The sequence below is a fragment of the Niallia sp. M35 genome (assembly GCF_050971705.1).
Classification (GTDB): Bacteria; Bacillota; Bacilli; order Bacillales; family Cytobacillaceae; genus Niallia; species Niallia circulans_A.
Genome location: NZ_JBPCEP010000004.1, coordinates 333,231 through 349,917 on the forward strand (window position 1 = coordinate 333,231; position 16,687 = coordinate 349,917).

At 35.0% G+C, this 16,687-nt stretch carries 18 protein-coding genes and 1 riboswitch; of the genes, 11 read left to right on the forward strand and 7 right to left on the reverse strand.

The features are described 5' to 3' along the window. Positions 1 to 11 precede the first annotated feature (11 nt). Positions 12 to 689 (reverse strand): methionine ABC transporter permease, encoded by a 678-nt coding sequence (locus tag NiCM35_RS07320; protein ID WP_061799039.1) that lies wholly within the window; start codon positions 687 to 689, stop codon positions 12 to 14. Next, on the reverse strand, positions 679 to 1,692 hold the full coding sequence (locus tag NiCM35_RS07325) for a methionine ABC transporter ATP-binding protein (protein ID WP_095330570.1): 1,014 nt from the start codon (positions 1,690 to 1,692) through the stop codon (positions 679 to 681). The genes NiCM35_RS07320 and NiCM35_RS07325 overlap by 11 nt, the downstream gene beginning before the upstream one ends. Before the next feature lie 155 nt (positions 1,693 to 1,847). Further along, a riboswitch (SAM riboswitch) is annotated at positions 1,848 to 1,954 on the reverse strand. Positions 1,955 to 2,125: 171 nt separating this feature from the next. Between NiCM35_RS07325 and NiCM35_RS07330 the strand changes: the two genes are divergently transcribed. The 5 genes from NiCM35_RS07330 to NiCM35_RS07350 all read left to right on the forward strand — a co-directional run bounded on the left by NiCM35_RS07330 (position 2,126) and on the right by NiCM35_RS07350 (position 6,262). Further along, positions 2,126 to 2,386 carry a DUF1871 family protein gene (locus NiCM35_RS07330; protein ID WP_095330572.1) on the forward strand — a complete coding sequence of 87 codons (261 nt, stop codon included), beginning with the start codon at positions 2,126 to 2,128 and terminating at the stop codon, positions 2,384 to 2,386. A gap of 145 nt (positions 2,387 to 2,531) precedes the next feature. Next, a complete protein-coding gene (locus tag NiCM35_RS07335; RefSeq protein WP_123258119.1) occupies positions 2,532 to 3,032 on the forward strand; it encodes an Lrp/AsnC family transcriptional regulator in 501 nt (166 codons plus the stop codon). Further along, a complete protein-coding gene (locus NiCM35_RS07340) occupies positions 3,033 to 4,205 on the forward strand; it encodes an aminotransferase (protein ID WP_095330576.1) in 1,173 nt (390 codons plus the stop codon). Between the two features lie 212 nt (positions 4,206 to 4,417). Next, the gene (gene yugI, locus NiCM35_RS07345; RefSeq protein ID WP_095330578.1) at positions 4,418 to 4,822 is read left to right on the forward strand and encodes a S1 domain-containing post-transcriptional regulator GSP13; all 405 of its coding nucleotides are present in this window, start codon (positions 4,418 to 4,420) and stop codon (positions 4,820 to 4,822) included. Positions 4,823 to 5,038: 216 nt separating this feature from the next. After that, positions 5,039 to 6,262: an ornithine--oxo-acid transaminase gene (locus NiCM35_RS07350; RefSeq protein ID WP_095330580.1), complete on the forward strand. Its 1,224-nt coding sequence runs from the start codon at positions 5,039 to 5,041 to the stop codon at positions 6,260 to 6,262. Positions 6,263 to 6,355: 93 nt separating this feature from the next. On the opposite strand, the gene NiCM35_RS07355 is transcribed toward NiCM35_RS07350, so the two are convergent. Continuing rightward, positions 6,356 to 6,589 (reverse strand): DUF378 domain-containing protein, encoded by a 234-nt coding sequence (locus NiCM35_RS07355; protein ID WP_095330582.1) that lies wholly within the window; start codon positions 6,587 to 6,589, stop codon positions 6,356 to 6,358. 222 nt (positions 6,590 to 6,811) lie between these two features. Between NiCM35_RS07355 and NiCM35_RS07360 the strand changes: the two genes are divergently transcribed. From NiCM35_RS07360 to NiCM35_RS07370, 3 genes are all read left to right on the forward strand, one after another. After that, the gene (locus NiCM35_RS07360) at positions 6,812 to 7,975 is read left to right on the forward strand and encodes an iron-containing alcohol dehydrogenase (protein WP_095330584.1); all 1,164 of its coding nucleotides are present in this window, start codon (positions 6,812 to 6,814) and stop codon (positions 7,973 to 7,975) included. Positions 7,976 to 8,174: 199 nt separating this feature from the next. Further along, on the forward strand, positions 8,175 to 9,521 hold the full coding sequence (locus NiCM35_RS07365; protein ID WP_095330586.1) for a glucose-6-phosphate isomerase: 1,347 nt from the start codon (positions 8,175 to 8,177) through the stop codon (positions 9,519 to 9,521). A 173-nt stretch (positions 9,522 to 9,694) separates the two neighbouring features. Further along, positions 9,695 to 10,027 (forward strand): four-helix bundle copper-binding protein, encoded by a 333-nt coding sequence (locus NiCM35_RS07370; RefSeq protein WP_095330588.1) that lies wholly within the window; start codon positions 9,695 to 9,697, stop codon positions 10,025 to 10,027. A gap of 168 nt (positions 10,028 to 10,195) precedes the next feature. On the opposite strand, the gene NiCM35_RS07375 is transcribed toward NiCM35_RS07370, so the two are convergent. Beyond that, positions 10,196 to 11,194, reverse strand: a complete 999-nt coding sequence (locus NiCM35_RS07375; protein WP_433779054.1) for a potassium channel family protein — start codon at positions 11,192 to 11,194, stop codon at positions 10,196 to 10,198. 81 nt (positions 11,195 to 11,275) lie between these two features. Further along, positions 11,276 to 12,151 carry a TetR/AcrR family transcriptional regulator gene (locus NiCM35_RS07380; RefSeq protein WP_164464113.1) on the reverse strand — a complete coding sequence of 292 codons (876 nt, stop codon included), beginning with the start codon at positions 12,149 to 12,151 and terminating at the stop codon, positions 11,276 to 11,278. A gap of 561 nt (positions 12,152 to 12,712) precedes the next feature. Between NiCM35_RS07380 and NiCM35_RS07385 the strand changes: the two genes are divergently transcribed. The 3 genes from NiCM35_RS07385 to NiCM35_RS07395 are packed head-to-tail and all read left to right on the forward strand — an operon-like array spanning position 12,713 to position 15,149. Further along, positions 12,713 to 13,450: a GTP cyclohydrolase II gene (locus tag NiCM35_RS07385; RefSeq protein ID WP_095330594.1), complete on the forward strand. Its 738-nt coding sequence runs from the start codon at positions 12,713 to 12,715 to the stop codon at positions 13,448 to 13,450. Positions 13,451 to 13,462: 12 nt separating this feature from the next. Further along, positions 13,463 to 14,563, forward strand: a complete 1,101-nt coding sequence (gene ribD / locus NiCM35_RS07390; protein WP_095330596.1) for a bifunctional diaminohydroxyphosphoribosylaminopyrimidine deaminase/5-amino-6-(5-phosphoribosylamino)uracil reductase RibD — start codon at positions 13,463 to 13,465, stop codon at positions 14,561 to 14,563. A gap of 19 nt (positions 14,564 to 14,582) precedes the next feature. After that, positions 14,583 to 15,149 (forward strand): 5' nucleotidase, NT5C type, encoded by a 567-nt coding sequence (locus NiCM35_RS07395; RefSeq protein WP_095330598.1) that lies wholly within the window; start codon positions 14,583 to 14,585, stop codon positions 15,147 to 15,149. 132 nt (positions 15,150 to 15,281) lie between these two features. Here NiCM35_RS07395 and chrA read toward each other — a convergent pair whose 3' ends face one another. Both chrA and chrB read right to left on the reverse strand, forming a co-directional pair. Beyond that, positions 15,282 to 15,821, reverse strand: a complete 540-nt coding sequence (chrA, locus tag NiCM35_RS07400; RefSeq protein ID WP_095330600.1) for a chromate efflux transporter ChrA — start codon at positions 15,819 to 15,821, stop codon at positions 15,282 to 15,284. Between the two features lies 1 nt (position 15,822). Further along, positions 15,823 to 16,389: a chromate efflux transporter ChrB gene (gene chrB / locus NiCM35_RS07405; RefSeq protein ID WP_095330602.1), complete on the reverse strand. Its 567-nt coding sequence runs from the start codon at positions 16,387 to 16,389 to the stop codon at positions 15,823 to 15,825. Positions 16,390 to 16,687: the final 298 nt, after the last annotated feature.

Below are 16,687 nucleotides of genomic sequence, written 5' to 3' on the forward strand. Positions count from 1 at the left end.
TAAAGTGATTATTAACGCTTATCCAATGTCTTGGATATTTTATCCCCAAAGAATTGAATGATTTGAACCAAGCAAATGAGAACAACGACAGTCGTAATCATGACAGTATTATCATAGCGATAATAGCCATATTGAATGGCAAGATCACCTACACCGCCGCCGCCGACTATTCCAGCCATAGCAGAATAGGCAATTAAATTGATAATGGTAATAGTGATTCCTTGAATAATTCCAGGTCTTGCTTCTGGTATCAAGACTTGCCAGATAATCATCCATGGGGATGCACCGATAGCGACAGAAGCTTCAATAACTCCTTTATCAATTTCGCGAAATGCTTGTTCCACTATTCTCGCAAAAAAAGGAATCGCAGCAACAGATAGGGAAACAGAAGCAGCAGTAGGACCAATCGTTGTGTTAGTAATCCATTTTGCCAATGGTAAAAGGGCGATTAGTAAGATAATGAAAGGGATAGACCGCACCATGTTTACAACAAAGCCTACCGTGTTTTTTAATAGTGTGTTTTCGAGAAACAATCCTTTATCTGTTACAAATAAGAGGATTCCGATCGGTAAACCCACAATAATAGCCACAACAATAGAAATGCCAACCATATATAAGGTTTCAAAAAACGCTGAATTTAAGTCAGGAAGTAACTCGATCAAATAATTCCAATCCAGACTAAGAGGCATGATATATCACCTCCACATTTTGGGTGCGATCTTTAATATACTGTATCGCTTTTACAATTTCATTTTCTTCCCCTGTTAATTCCATGATAAAAATACCAAGGGGATTATTTTGAATATATTCGATTTTTCCATGAAGTATATTTCCCTTCACCTGATAGTGCTGAAAGGCGTCCGAGATAATTCCCTCTTCCGCGATGGCACCTTGAAAGGTAACCTTAATGATTTTCCCTTTTCTTTCTTCTAATAGGTGGTTAGGTAATTCAAATTGAAGAATGCTATTTACAAAGTTTTTAGTAAGCTCCTGTTTTGGGTTTGCAAACATATCGTAAACTGAACCTTCTTCCACTACCTTCCCTGCTTCCATGACAGCCATTCGATCACAAATATCTTTTACAACCTCCATTTCATGGGTGATTAGAACGATGGTTAAACCAAGTTCCTTATTAATTTTTTTTAATAACGCAAGAATGGATTTTGTTGTAGTTGGATCAAGTGCAGACGTTGCTTCATCACAAAGAAGCACGGTTGGATTATTTGCAAGGGCTCTAGCGATTCCCACTCTTTGCTTTTGTCCTCCACTTAATTGGGCAGGAAAGACATCTTTCTTATCTGCCAGCCCCACCATATCAAGCAACTCTAATACCCGTTTATGTATTTTCTTAGAAGGTAAATTAGCTGCTTTAAGAGCAAAAGCAATATTTTCATATACCGTTTTACTACTAACAAGGTAAAAATGTTGAAAAATCATGCCGATTTTTAAGCGAGCGGCTCTTAATTGCTTTTGATTTAACTTTGTTAAAGAAATATTATCGATGATAATTTCTCCACTGGTGGGCTTTTCTAATAAATTTAGACAGCGAAGCAGAGAGCTTTTACCAGCTCCGCTATAGCCGACAATTCCAAATATTTCGCCTTTTTTAATTGATAAAGAAACATGGTCAACACCAATAACTTGTTCTTTTTTTGTTTTATATATTTTGACCAAATCATTTACTTGTATCATTAGAAAATACTATCCCCCTTTGCCAAAAAGGCAATATTTTGTAACATTATTTTAAAACCTTTATCAGTTAAGATTGGCGAAAATTCCTTTCGTTAAGTCTGGGAAATAAAAAAAACTTCTTTCATTTTGAAAGAAGTATCGTATTAATTATACCGATCTTATCTTTCAGAATAAGTCATTCTGCAGGAGTTAGCACCTTCCTTTAGGAAAGGAGGTTGCTGGATGTCATCGGGCCTGTTCCCTCAATCTCTCTTGATAAGTAATTATGGAATTTTCACTAAATGAATAATAAAGCTAAAATACTGAATTGTCAATAAAAATTTACCTTTTTAAATGGTGAGAATGGAGGGGATGCTCTTTATTTCTGTTATCTTCTTCAGAAGGAAATATGATAGAATGGTTTTTGAACAAATGGAACGAAAGGTGACAACGGATGAATAGTCAGGAAATTAATTTTGAATGTGTGCGTTTATTAAATGAATGGGACCCATTTTCAATAGGAGAGGGCAATTACGATACTGAAATTGCGGATATTCTTCAAGCGATGCATGATGTTGATTTGGAAGATGATCTGGCAGCTTCTATCCAAGCTATCTTTGAATTTTCTTTTGAAGAAAAACTCCCTTTAGAGGATTGCATGGCAATCTCGCGTAAACTTTTATCGCTAAAACGAAACAGTTCTTGCTCTTTTTAGAGAGTCAAATAAATTTTTTCTTTATATAGAAAATACAGCAAATAAATTGCATACAAATTTGCTGTTGAAAAATGAAATTAGTACATTAAATTTAGTGATAATTTGATATAATGAGAATATTTAAAAGGCGAGCAGGAGGATGGACATGAAATTAACAAATAAAGAAATTGAAATTGCAGAAATTCTAGAAAAAGATGCAAGGATTTCTGATGAAGATATAGCTAAGATGATTGGGGAAGATTTAGAAAAGACAAAAGAAATGATTGCCAAATTAGAAGAAGTAAATGTAGTGGTACGTTATACATCTATAGTAGATTGGTCAAAAGTGGAAGGTCATGAAGGCGTAACTGCAATGATTGACGTTAAAGTAACACCTAAAAGAGGGGTAGGCTTTGACGAGGTTGCTCAAAGAATTTATCGCTTTAAAGAAGTTAAATCATTATATTTAATGTCCGGAGCATATGATTTATCAGTTATTATTGAAGGCAAATCGATGAATGAAGTAGCGAGATTTGTTTCGGAAAAACTTTCTACATTGGATTCAGTTATCTCAACAACGACTCATTTTATTTTAAAACAATATAAGCATGATGGAACAATATTTGAACCATCGGATGAAGACAAAAGAATTGTGGTGTCACCGTAAATGAAACAAACAAAAAGTTATATTGCACAAAAGGTTGAGGAAATGAAACCATCTGGAATACGCAGATTTTTTGATTTAGCATCCGGTATGGAAGGAGTTATTTCCCTTGGGGTAGGAGAGCCAGATTTTGTTACCTCTTGGTCAACAAGAGAGGCAGCGATTTTATCACTAGAGCAAGGGTATACCTCTTATACGGCGAATCCAGGCTTAATCGAGCTTCGAGAGGAAATTAGTCATTATATGCAAAAAAGATTTGCGGTATCCTATAAGCCATCTTCAGAAATCATTGTAACTGTTGGAGCTAGTCAGGCAATCGATATCGCTTTACGAGCCATTCTGAACCAAGGAGAAGAGGTTATTGTTGTTGAACCATGCTTCGTTTCTTATGCACCGTTAGTAACGCTTGCAGGAGGGGTTCCAATTGCGGTTCAAAGCTTAAAGGAGAATGATTTTAAAATCAAGCCTTTTCAATTAGAAGAAGTAATTACGGAACGAACAAAAGCCATTATGATTTGTTCGCCGAATAATCCTACGGGATCCACACTTTCTCAAGAAGAGCTTGCAGCAATTGTGGCAGTAGCAGAAAAGCATGACTTGCTTATTCTTTCCGATGAAATATACGCAGAGCTTTGCTATGATGATGAATATACAAGTACAGCAGCAATAGAGGGAGCGTGGAAACGTACTATTCTCCTTTCTGGTTTTTCAAAAGGATTTGCCATGACTGGCTGGAGACTAGGGTTTGTTTGTGGACCAGAGGAATTAATTCAAGCAATGCTCAAGATTCATCAATATAGTTTAATGTGTGCACCAACGATGGCTCAATATGCGGGACTAGAAGCATTGAGAAGTGGTGAAAACGATGTGGAAGAAATGAAGAAAAGCTACCGGCGCAGAAGGAATTTTATCGTTCAATCTTTAAATGATATGGGGTTAACTTGTCATATTCCTGGTGGAGCTTTTTATGCGTTTCCTAATATAACAGCAACAAAAATGAATGCTGAGACATTCGCAGAAAGACTGCTGATGGAAGAAAAAGTAGCAGTTGTTCCAGGAAGTGTATTTGGTGAAAGTGGCGAAGGACACGTTCGTTGTTCCTATGCTACATCATTGCAACAATTACAAGAAGCTATGAAACGAATGAAGCGTTTTGTCGAAAAATATTCTAAATAGAGGCTAAAAGAGGTGTTTCGAATAGATGGGAATCCCATCCTTTCAAATGCCTCTTTCTTATTTAAGCAGGTTCGTAAAAGTCATAGTTTAAGCAAAAGATTAACGGGAATTATAACAGTGAAATAAATCCTTTTGTAAATATGGCGATATTGTGATATAATCTTATAATGCATATAAAAGGAAAATTAATATAAACAATTAGGAGTGTTCTCATGTCAGATAAAATTGAAGTTGGAAGTGTTATTAAAGGAAAGGTAACAGGTATTCAACCTTACGGTGCGTTTGTTTCTTTAGACGAAAATACACAAGGTTTAGTTCATATTTCAGAAGTAACCCATGGTTATGTAAAAGATATTAATGAGTTTTTAAAAGTTGGCGATGAAGTGAACGTTAAAGTTCTTTCCATTGACGAAAATGCTGGTAAAATTGGTCTTTCTATCCGTGCAACAGAAGAAGCACCAGCACAACCAGAAGCTGCTAAAGCAAAAAAACCTCGTCCTAAACGTCAAACAGCTGCTGTAGTTGAAACAGAAAACGTACAAGGATTTAATACGTTAAAAGATAAATTACAAGAGTGGATTGATCAATCTAACCGCGACGATTTAATTAAAAAATAATTTTTTATAAAGGGCTGTCCGATGTGAATTACACATAGGGCAGCCTTTTTTGCGTTTTCATAGGGAGAACTAATTTGGCTAAGTTAGGGTTTATTATGCCAAGAATGAATTTTTAGAAAATACAAATAAAATTCTATCCATCCGTAGAAAAATCAGCTAAAGTGAATAGTATAGATATTTACTTACATTATACATTAAATTGGAAAGGATGATTGAATGGTACATGAAGTTAATAAATCTATCTCACTAATGGAGCAGTCGGAGAAATATGGAGCAAAAAACTATAATCCACTGCCAATTGTCATTTCAGAAGCAGAAGGTGTCTGGATTACTGATCCTGAAGGAAATAAATATATGGATATGCTAAGTGCTTATTCAGCATTAAACCAAGGTCATCGCCATCCTAAAATAATTCAAGCATTGAAGAGACAAGCGGATCGTGTAACCTTGACTTCTCGAGCTTTTCATCATGATCAATTAGGTCCCTGGTATGAAAAGATTAGCTCCCTAACCAAAAAAGAGATGATCCTCCCGATGAATACAGGTGCTGAAGCCGTAGAAACTGCTATCAAAGCAGCAAGAAGATGGGGATATGACCGTAAAGGAATAGAAAAGGACAAAGCAGAACTCATTGTGTGTGAGGGGAATTTTCATGGAAGAACATTGGGAGCCGTTTCTCTTTCCTCTGATGAAGAATATAAACGCGGATTTGGACCATTGTTACCGGGGGTTAAAACGATTCCCTATGGAGATATTGATCAATTACAAGAAGCAATTACAGTAAATACAGCGGCATTTATTGTAGAACCAATTCAGGGGGAGGCTGGTATTATCATTCCACCTCAAGGTTTTATGGAAGAAGCCTATCAACTATGTAAGGCTAATAATGTTTTGTTTATTGCCGATGAAATTCAAACAGGACTGTCAAGAACAGGTAAATTATTTGCGAGTGAGTGGTACGGTATTGTGCCAGATATGTATATTTTAGGAAAAGCGCTTGGAGGAGGAGTCTTTCCTATTTCAGGTGTTGTGGCAGATAAAGATGTATTAGGTGTTTTTAATCCAGGCTCTCATGGATCAACCTTTGGAGGAAATCCAATGGCGTGCGCTGTATCAATTGCAGCTATAGATGTAATCATAGAAGAGGATTTGACCAATCGTTCGGCGCAATTAGGCGAATACTTTCTTCAAAAGTTATCGGAAATAACAAATCCAATTATAAAAGAAATACGGGGAAGAGGATTGTTTATAGGGGTTGAATTAAAGGTTGAGGCTAGAGCTTATTGTGAAAAATTAAAAGAAGTAGGATTGTTATGCAAAGAAACCCATGATTCTGTCATTCGCTTTGCTCCACCATTAACGATTACGAAGGAAGAGTTAGATTGGGCGATAGAGCGTATAAAGCAAGTATTAAATGAGGATAGCCCAGGGCTAAACTAAATAAATAACTCTAAAAAAAATCATTCCTTACAAAAAAGCCAAACAATCAGCAAGTGGAATTGTTCGGCTTTATTTTTGTTTATCCATTTTTATCTATCTAGCTGTCTTTGGCATAGACTCCCTTTCAGCAGCGGAAAAGGGTTTAAATAATAAACCAAGGTTTATTAAACCTGCAATTCCGACTAAACCGTAAATAATACGAGAAATAACGGATCCTTGGCCGCCAAATAGTGTTGCCACTAAATCAAATTGAAAGAAGCCTATTAATCCCCAATTTATTGCTCCTATAATCGTTAATATTAATGCAATTCTTTGGATTACGCTCATTTTATGTCCTCCTTAAAAATATAGTGGAAATCTTTCTTATTTTTAGTAGAATTCACGAAAGTATACATTTAGAAAAATAAACGAATAATGAATGATGGAGAAAACATATACTATTTGCCAGCACTAAGCTCAATCCTTTGATTTTCTTGTAAGTTTGATTAATAATAATCGTACAATTAGTATTTTTTTTACTAATGTAAAAACAGAATGGGAGGCATTCATTTGGAAAACTTTATTTTTTATAACCCGACAAAACTTATTTTTGGTAAAGGGCAATTGGCACAATTAAAAGATCAATTAGCTTCCTATGGCAAAAAAATCCTCTTAGTGTACGGAGGAGGAAGTATTAAAAGAAACGGTCTATATGATAATGTAATGACCATCTTAAAGGAAAATGGAAAAGAAGTATTTGAACTATCTGGTGTAGAGCCAAATCCTCGATTAACTACTGTACAACGTGGAGTTGATATATGCAAGACAGAAGGAATTGATTTCATTTTAGCAGTTGGTGGAGGAAGTGTTATTGACTGTACCAAGGCCATTGCCGCAGGAGCTAAATTTGATGGGAACCCTTGGGAATTCATCACGAAAAAAGCAGCGCCTAAAGCAGCGTTACCGTTTGGAACAGTTTTAACACTTGCGGCAACTGGTTCTGAAATGAACTCTGGCTCTGTTATTACTAATTGGGAAACACAAGAGAAAGTTGGCTGGGGTAGTCCATTTACATTTCCGGTATTTTCTATTTTAGATCCCGAAAATACATATACAGTTCCTAAAGATCAAACAATATATGGAATCGTGGATATGATGTCACATGTGTTTGAACATTATTTCCATTTAGAAGAACACACAGAATTACAAGATTATATGTGTGAATCTGTATTGAAAACGGTCATAGAGTTTGGTCCTAAACTTGTAAATGACTTAGAAAATTATGAATATCGTGCTGCGATATTATATTGTGGAACGATGGCTCTTAATGGTATGCTCAATATGGGATATCGTGGTGATTGGGCTACCCACAACATTGAACATGCAGTTTCTGCAGTATATGATATTCCCCATGGTGGAGGACTTGCTATTCTTTTCCCTAATTGGATGAAGCATAATTTAGCTGTAAAACCAGAACGCTTTAAGCAATTAGCTGTTCGCGTATTTGGAGTAGATCCAGAAGGAAAAACAGCGGAAGAAGCTGGTCTAGAAGGAATTGAGAAATTACGTGCATTCTGGAATGAGCTAGGTGCACCTTCTCGTTTAGCTGATTACGACATTGATGATAGTAAACTGGAGTTAATGGTTGAAAAAGCAATGACGAATGGTGGATTTGGCCAATTTAAAATGTTAGATGCAGAGGATGTTTTAGCAATTTATAAAGCATCATTATAAAAATGCAGAAAGACGAGCAAACAGTTCGTATGAATTGTTTGTTCGTCTTTCTGCAATAGAGAAGAAATGGAATAATTGGTGAATAAATTAAAAAAAAATAGTTTGTATCCGTTTTCATACCAAGTTCTTTCTTGATTACTTTTTCTACTTCCGATAAAGTGGAAGAGGAGTATAAATTAAATATATTGGAGGATCATTTATGACACACGTTCGTTTTGATTACTCAAAGGCATTAAGTTTCTTTGGAGAGCACGAAATTACATATTTAGAAGATGCAGTTAAAGTTGCCCATCATTCCTTGCATGAAAAAACTGGACAAGGAAGTGATTTTTTAGGATGGATTGATCTACCTGTAGATTATGATAAAGAAGAATTTGCGCGAATTCAAAAAGCAGCAGAAAAAATTAAAAGCGACTCAGAGGTTTTACTTGTAATCGGTATTGGTGGTTCTTACCTAGGAGCACGTGCTGCAATTGAAATGTTAAATCATAGCTTCTATAATTCTTTATCAAAAGAAAAGAGACAAACACCACAAATTATCTTTATTGGAAAAGATATTAGTTCCACTTATATGAGTGATGTAATTGACTTCCTTGGAGATAAAGATTTCTCTATTAATGTTATTTCTAAGTCTGGAACAACTACAGAGCCGGCGATTGCTTTCCGTATTTTCCGTAAATTACTGGAACAAAAGTACGGAGTAGAAGAAGCGAGAAAGAGAATTTATGCTACTACTGATAAAGCAAGAGGAGCTTTAAAAACTCTAGCTACAGAAGAGGGCTATGAATCATTTATTATCCCAGATGATGTTGGTGGACGCTATTCTGTTTTAACACCAGTTGGTTTATTACCAATCGCTGTCAGCGGCGCTGATATTACAGCAATGATGGAAGGGGCAGCAGCAGCTAGAACAGATTTCGGTACATCTGAATTAAAAAATAACATTGCCTATCAATATGCTGCAGTTCGTAACGTTCTTTATAACAAAGGAAAAACAATTGAAATGTTAATTAACTACGAGCCAGGATTGCAATACTTCTCTGAGTGGTGGAAGCAATTGTTTGGCGAAAGTGAAGGGAAAGACCAAAAAGGTATTTATCCTTCTTCAGCTAACTTCTCAACCGACCTTCACTCCTTAGGACAATATGTGCAGGAAGGCCGTCGCGATATTTTTGAAACAATTGTTAAAGTTGACAAACCGCGTCATGAATTAGTTATCGAAGCAGAAGAAAATGACTTAGACGGACTAAATTACTTAGCTGGACAAACTGTTGATTTTGTTAATAATAAAGCATTTGAAGGTACGTTACTTGCACATACAGATGGCGGTGTGCCAAATCTAGTTGTAACAATACCAGAAATGAATGAATATACATTTGGATATCTTGTGTATTTCTTCGAAAAAGCTTGTGCGATAAGTGGATATTTATTAGGCGTAAATCCATTTGATCAACCAGGGGTTGAAGCATATAAAGTAAATATGTTTGCTTTACTAGGTAAACCTGGCTTTGAAGAGAAAAAAGCAGAGTTAGAAAGTCGTTTATAAGTTAGAATAGATTGAGCTGTCGATATACTCGTATTTGAGTATTCGACAGCTTTTTTATTTTTCTTTGAATTTTTAGGAAAATATACAACTCTATTCATTTTTAATCCAAGATGTTTAAAGGTTTTGAGAGAGGTTAAATAAAGAGAAAGGGGTAATAGAAGGAGGAAATAGGAATGCTTGTTGAAAAAGAACAATTATTGATTAAATCATTACAGGAATGCATGATTGTTTGTAATCATTGCTTAAATGAATGCTTAGCGGAAGAGCGGGTAGCACCAATGCTTGATTGTATTCATATGAATAGGGAATGTATTCAATTTTGTAGTTACTTAGAGCAGGCAATCATTAGAAAATCTCCATATGCAAAGGAATTTGCAGAAATTTGCCTTTCTGTTTGTGAGGATTGCGCAAATGAATGTAAGAAACACGACCATCGTCATTGTCATTATTGTGCAGAAATTTGTAAAGAATGTATAGAAGCATGTAAAATATTTTTAGAATCATAGTAGGTTGTTATAAAGGCTTGTTTAAAGAGAGGGAAAATTGGTTTTTCGAGGGGGCAGCTCGAAATAAACTTATGCGAGCGACCGCCTCGAAAAACCATAATTTTAAAAGAAGAATTTTTCTTCTCCGCTTTCATGACTACTTTCTGTACTCATCAGCTAACTAGGTTTCTAAGTAATAATTATTAACTCATCCTTTTCTTCAAACTCAAATGAAGGCTTTGGATTTAGATAACTAGTGTCCCCACGTTTGACTCCTAATAGTAATTTACCCTCTGCTAATAAAAAATTGTTTAAAGTCAGATAATCAACTAATTCTTCCTGAATATTTTTCAAAGGAATAAACTGAAGCTTTTTATCCTTCAATTGATGCAAAAGTTCTAAAAATGCAATCATCGTATCTTGTGAATTTAAGCTGTTGTGCATAACAAAGCTCGTAAGGCTGTTTGTTTCAATTATCTCATCGGCACCAGCTCTTTTAGCATTTTGTATTTGTTCAGCAGTAAGTATTTCAACGATGCACGGTACTTTTGCGTTTAGTCCTTTAATAGCAAGTAAAGTCAAAATAGAGTGCATATCTGCTTGTAATTCTTCTTTGGTTTGATCAGCTGTTAAGATGACCTTACTAGCAGTCATGATATTCGCTTTCAACAGGACATGATCTAAATTAGAATTTCCCTTTACGAAATGAATAGTTTCTGGAACTGGATTTGTTGCTAAGGACTCATCGATTAAAGTGATCGGAATCTTTTCGCGATCTTTAATGATGGAATGAATGATTAGTTTGGACCGTTCATTCCAGCCGACAATTATCAAGTGGTTTTGTCCTCTATAAGTGGTTTTCCCTTCCAAATATGCGTTTTGTTTAGCTACTGCTGCTGTTGCCAATGTTACTAAATAGGTAGAGAGAAATCCTACTCCTGTTAAGATTAATAGCATGCCGGTTATTCTCCCAATAACGGTAATAGGAGCATAATCCCCGTATCCAACGGTAGAGGTAGTAATAATAGCCCACCAAATTCCTTCAAATAAAGTGGGAAATGTTTCTGGTTCAACTAATGTGATAAAGCAACCGAATAGGATAATAATAGTTAGGGAAATCGATAAAACACGAATACTTAATGGTAATCTTAAAAATCTTGAAAGGATAGAATTAGGCAAAGTAAACACCTCCTATTAGTTGTTATCCTTTGCATTATTGACCAATAAAAAAACTTTCATAATCAATGAAAGTTTTTTAACAGGATATTTTTAAAGTTGGATATGATAAAATGAAGCAATTGTTTTTTGTTCTTCTTCAAAGTTTTTATAGTCGTTCAAGTTAGAGAGCATGCCTTTAATTATGGGTAATCTTGGTTCATCAGCATGAATCTCTGTCATTAATACTTCTAGTGTTATTTCTATCTCTTGTTTATTCGCTACATGCTCACTCTTACGTTGGATAGAGGCGATAGCATCTAGTATATCTTGATGACCATGTTCCATAAAGTTAATTTTAGGCTTTTTAATGATATATTTTAGAAAAGAAGTAGAAAAGAGTGGATTCTCATTATTTTTGTCCATATCCGTTATGATGGAATCTAATCTTTTTAATAAGTAGATGGAAATATCCCTTGTTGAGACATTTATAGGCTCTAAAATCACAAGTTTTAAAAAAGAATGAATAAGACCATCTTGGATCATAAGCAAATCTAAAAGGTATTGCTTTTTCTCTTCCCCGTAAATAGAATGGAGTCCTTTGAGATTATAACTTTGAAGCTCTGACTGCATTTTTACTAACAGATCTTTGATAGAATTATTTAAGGGAATAGCTTGTTCTTTTGATTGCATAATAATAAATTCTTTGTGTTTTAAAGCATGATTAAACATAAAGGTAAGTTGATCCATGTATTTTTCACGAGCAGGGATTCGCTTTTGACTTATTTCTTCCATAGCGGTAATCAATTCATCGTAGTAATATTGCATAATTGTATAAAGAAGAGAGTCTTTCGATTTAAAGTATAAATAAAAGGCTCCTTTTGATATACCGCAATCACTGGCAATTTCTTGCACTGAGGTAGAAGAAAATCCCTTTTGAGCAAAAAATTTTATGGCAGAATCTATAATTATTTTTTCTTTTTCTTTCACGTAATTTCCTCCTGGACGTATGGGAGTACACCTTGACTTATTGGTCATCTTTTTCTAATATATATGACTAATCAGTCAAATTATATAGTAAATGAAGGGAAAAATCAATGTATAGAGCTTTGCTTCTTCTTGACTGAAGGGAGTAGTTGCGAATTGTGCGAAAAAGGGATTTACTATATGATTATAATCATAAAAAGATGAAGGTTGAAAGTTGAGTAATCCAATTGGTTTATGTTAATTAAATCGAGCTGATTTCTTGACGAGCGTATCTTATGATAATAAACTTACTTACGTATCGTAAGTATCAGTTTATTGTCAAAAAGATATTTAAAAAGGAAAGGTACATTTTTATGCGTTGCTTGAAGTGAAAAGGGGGAGACTCCTGTGGGATTACCGTGAGCCCCACGGAAAGCAATTAGATTCGAAGAGATTAAATAAATAGATCATAAATAAACAGCTATTTCTAATATCTAGAGGTTTGTCTATCGTTTTATAATCTAAAATTTTATACCGATAAGAAATATAAGTAAGAATATAACAGAAGATAAAGGAGATTTTGTAATGGATCAAAATGTTATCGATCTTCTTCAAAATAAGATGGAAATAATCGCATTTAATGAAGAACAGAATTTAAGTTTAGTCGGACCAGTAAAATTGCCAGTTCAATTGGACGATCAAGTTGTGACATTCCAATGGTACACATGGTTACCGATAAAGAAGGATGAAACGAAAGAGGAAGTGCTTCGCTCTTTACCGAATTTACATTTAGCGGATTATCAACAATCCTCTGTTTTAGTATACGGTGACTTTAAAAATGCAGAAAATGCATTAATACGTATGCATAGTATATGTCATACTGGCGACATTTTTGGTAGTAAACGTTGTGATTGCGGATATCAATTAAAAGAATCGATGCGTATGATTGTAGAGAATGGAAATGGAGCTCTCTTTTATTTAGCTAATCATGAAGGAAGAGGTATTGGGCTATTTACTAAATCCCTTGCTTACCTTTTACAAGAAAATGGTCTAGATACTGTGGAGGCAAATCTCGCATTAGATTTCCCAGATGATTTAAGAAGTTATGAAGCACCGATTAAAGTTCTTCAAGCACTACGACAAAAACCAGTTAAATTAATAACTAACAATCCAAAGAAGCTTGATGCACTAAAAAAACTTGGTCTTACAGCAGAAGAAAATATTCCCTTATGGGGGGATGTCTCATCCTATAATGAGAATTATTTAAACACGAAAGTGAATAAATCTGGTCATATTCCCTTGAAAAATACAGTGACCATTTAAGGAGAATAAGGTATGAAACATGATCAAGATTACATGAGACTCGCATTAGACCTTGCAGCATCTGCACTTGGTAAGACAAATCCCAATCCAGTTGTCGGAGCTGTCATTGTAAAGGACGGCGTAATTGTCGGAACTGGTCTCCATCGCAAAGCAGGAGAGCCACACGCTGAGGTCCATGCTTTTAAAATGGCTGGAGACCACGCAAAAGATGCAACTCTTTATGTGACGCTAGAGCCATGCTCACACTATGGGAAAACACCACCTTGTGCACTTTTAGTGAAAGACTCTGGAGTCAAAAGAGTGGTAGTAGCGACAGAAGATCCCAATCCGCAAGTTGCAGGACGAGGTATTAACATCTTGAGGGAAGCAGGAATTGATGTTGAAGTTGGTGTTCTAAAAAAAGAAGCCCAGCAATTAAACGAACGTTTTATTCATAATATGATACATGAAAAACCTTTTGTTATATCTAAGGTAGCAATGACATTAGACGGCAAAATTGCTACCCATACAGGACATAGTCAATGGATTACAGGAGAAGAAGCAAGAAAAGAAGTGCACTTTTTAAGAAATGAAGTAGATGCAATCTTAGTTGGTGTTGGTACTGTGCTCGCTGATAATCCTAAATTGACAACTCGATTAGAGGGACCAGCAAAGAATCCAATTCGGATTATTTTGGATGCCAATTTAAGAACACCTCTAGAGGCTAATATTACTGATTGTAGGGAAGCAAAAACAATCATTGCTACAAGTGCTACCCTTCAATCAGAGAAAGCAGCTGCTTTAAAAGAAAAGGGTGTAGAATTATTCACAGTTCCTTCTATTCAGGGAAAATTAGACTTGGAGATAGTTTTAAAGGAAATATATAAACGTGGAATTACAGATATTCTTCTGGAAGGCGGAAGTGAAGTAAATGCAAGCTTTATGCGTCAACGGCTTATTCAGAAGTATTTAGTATATATTGCTCCTAAAATAGTAGGCGGTGCCAATTCCTATACACCATTTAAAGGAGAAGATATTGATACAGTAGATGAAGCAGTTCCCTTAAGATTTGAAAAGACGGAATGGGTGGGCAAGGATATGAAAATAACAGCTTATCCCGATATAATTAATTAGTATTTCTGTGGAGGAAATAATGAAGTTTGGTTTTGATATAGACGATACACTTATCAATTTAAGACAACATGCTTTTGAACTTTATAATCATAAGTTACAGAAAAATATTGCATTAGAAAACTTCCATGCATTAAAAACGGTTGAAATTCACGAACCATTTGGATTAAATGCTACTGAAGGAAAGCAGCTTTGGAACACTCTAAGGGAAGAAATTTATTTTACAAATTGTCCTCCTTTTCCAGATTCCATTGAAGTGCTAAATGAACTTGTTAGTAATGGTCATGACGTTTATTATATTACAGCACGGAAAAAACAATTTGCCGAAAAGACGAAAGATTGGATGAAGAAAGTAGGATTTCCGGTAATTGATAGTCATTTTTTTTGTGGGATGGAAGATCATGAGAAAGTTTGTATCATTCAGGAGCTTCAATTAAACTACTATTTTGATGACAAACCCGCTGTTCTAGAAACTCTTCAAGGGTCTCCCACACGGCTTTATGTGAAGGATCATCCCTATAATCAACATTTAGAGTTGAATAGAATAAAGGACTGGAAACAGTTACGAGCTTTGTATGAAAGTAAATAGGAAAGAAATAGCCTGAGTGCCTCATTTCAGGCTATTTCGTATATTAATTTACTTTCATAGCTCATGTATTCTATCATATGGTTCTTTTAAAGAGTTTTTTGCTTTTGGTAATTTTGGTAAATGCCCTACCCTTTAGCTTATGTGAGGAGCAATAAATCCTCCGTATAGAAAGGCTATTATTATAACTAGGGCAGGATGCACCTTCCACTTCTGCAGTAATAAAAAGGCAATGACAGCAATGCAAACAGATTGAATGATACCGATGGAATGATAGGAATCTTGAAACATTTCATAGGTTAAAACTAGCATTAATGCTGTTATTACAGGCTGTACAAGAAGCGTCATGCCTTTGACAATCTTCGAATTTTGATGTTTTTTCATTAATTTTAATAAGAAAATAAGAGCAACTGCCGAAGGGAGAATAGTGGCCAATAAAGCAACAATAAACCCAGCCCATCCTCCAACTCCAAAGCCTACATATGCAGCTATTTTGGTAGCAATTGGTCCCGGCAGAGCATTAGCAAAAGCGAGCATATTGGAAAATTCAATGTTGGATAACCAATTATATCGATTAACTATCTCCTCATACATTAAAGGAATGGAAGCTGGACCACCGCCATAACCTAATAAATTTGCCACAAGAAAACTGAGGAAAATACTTACAAAAATCATCTTATATGCCTCTTTCTTTTTTATGTAGAAGTTTATCTTTTAATTTAAAATGAAATGCTCCATAGATAAGAAAAATAAGTACAACAATACCTGGATGTATGGCAAATACTTGTAGTAAAAGAAGACAGACAAGTGTTAATCCAATTCCAGCATAGATTCCTAAGCCTTTGACCGCTTTTTCTCCAAACTCATATGCCATTAAGCCAAGCATAACGGCAATAACTGGAACGACTGCTCCAATCATACTTGTTATTATTGGTGAATGACTGAGGATAGATATAAAGGAAAATAAGAATACCATTGCTAAACAAGTCGGTAGTATATGGGCAATTACGCTTACAATTGCTCCGATTATCCCTTTTTGATGATAACCTATATAGGCAGCTAATTTTGTGGCAATAGGTCCAGGAAGTGTATTCGCAATTGCTAAAGCATCCCCAAATTCATCATTAGCCATCCACTTATATTTTGTTACTGCTTCGTGACGAAACAGAGGAATAACAGAAGGACCACCACCAAAGCCGAAAATGCCAGCCCGAAGCATGCCTAGAATTAAATCTTTATACATAAAGATATATCTCCTTTCTTAACAACTCTAACGATAGTAACGACACGTAATTATCTTACCACTAATTTTATATTTTGTTTAAGGAATATAGAAAGCATGTATATGTTTTATTACTCTTACTCATTGAAACTTAAACCAACATATATTAAAATAATAAAAATATATTTAAGTTATTATCATCTAGCTTTCGTAAATAATTCTTCATTATACCCTTTCTATTTTGGTTATTCTTTGATTTACTTCAGGAATTAAAGTTCTTTTAAAGTAAGTTTGTGAAAGAGTTTTTAAGAAAATATAA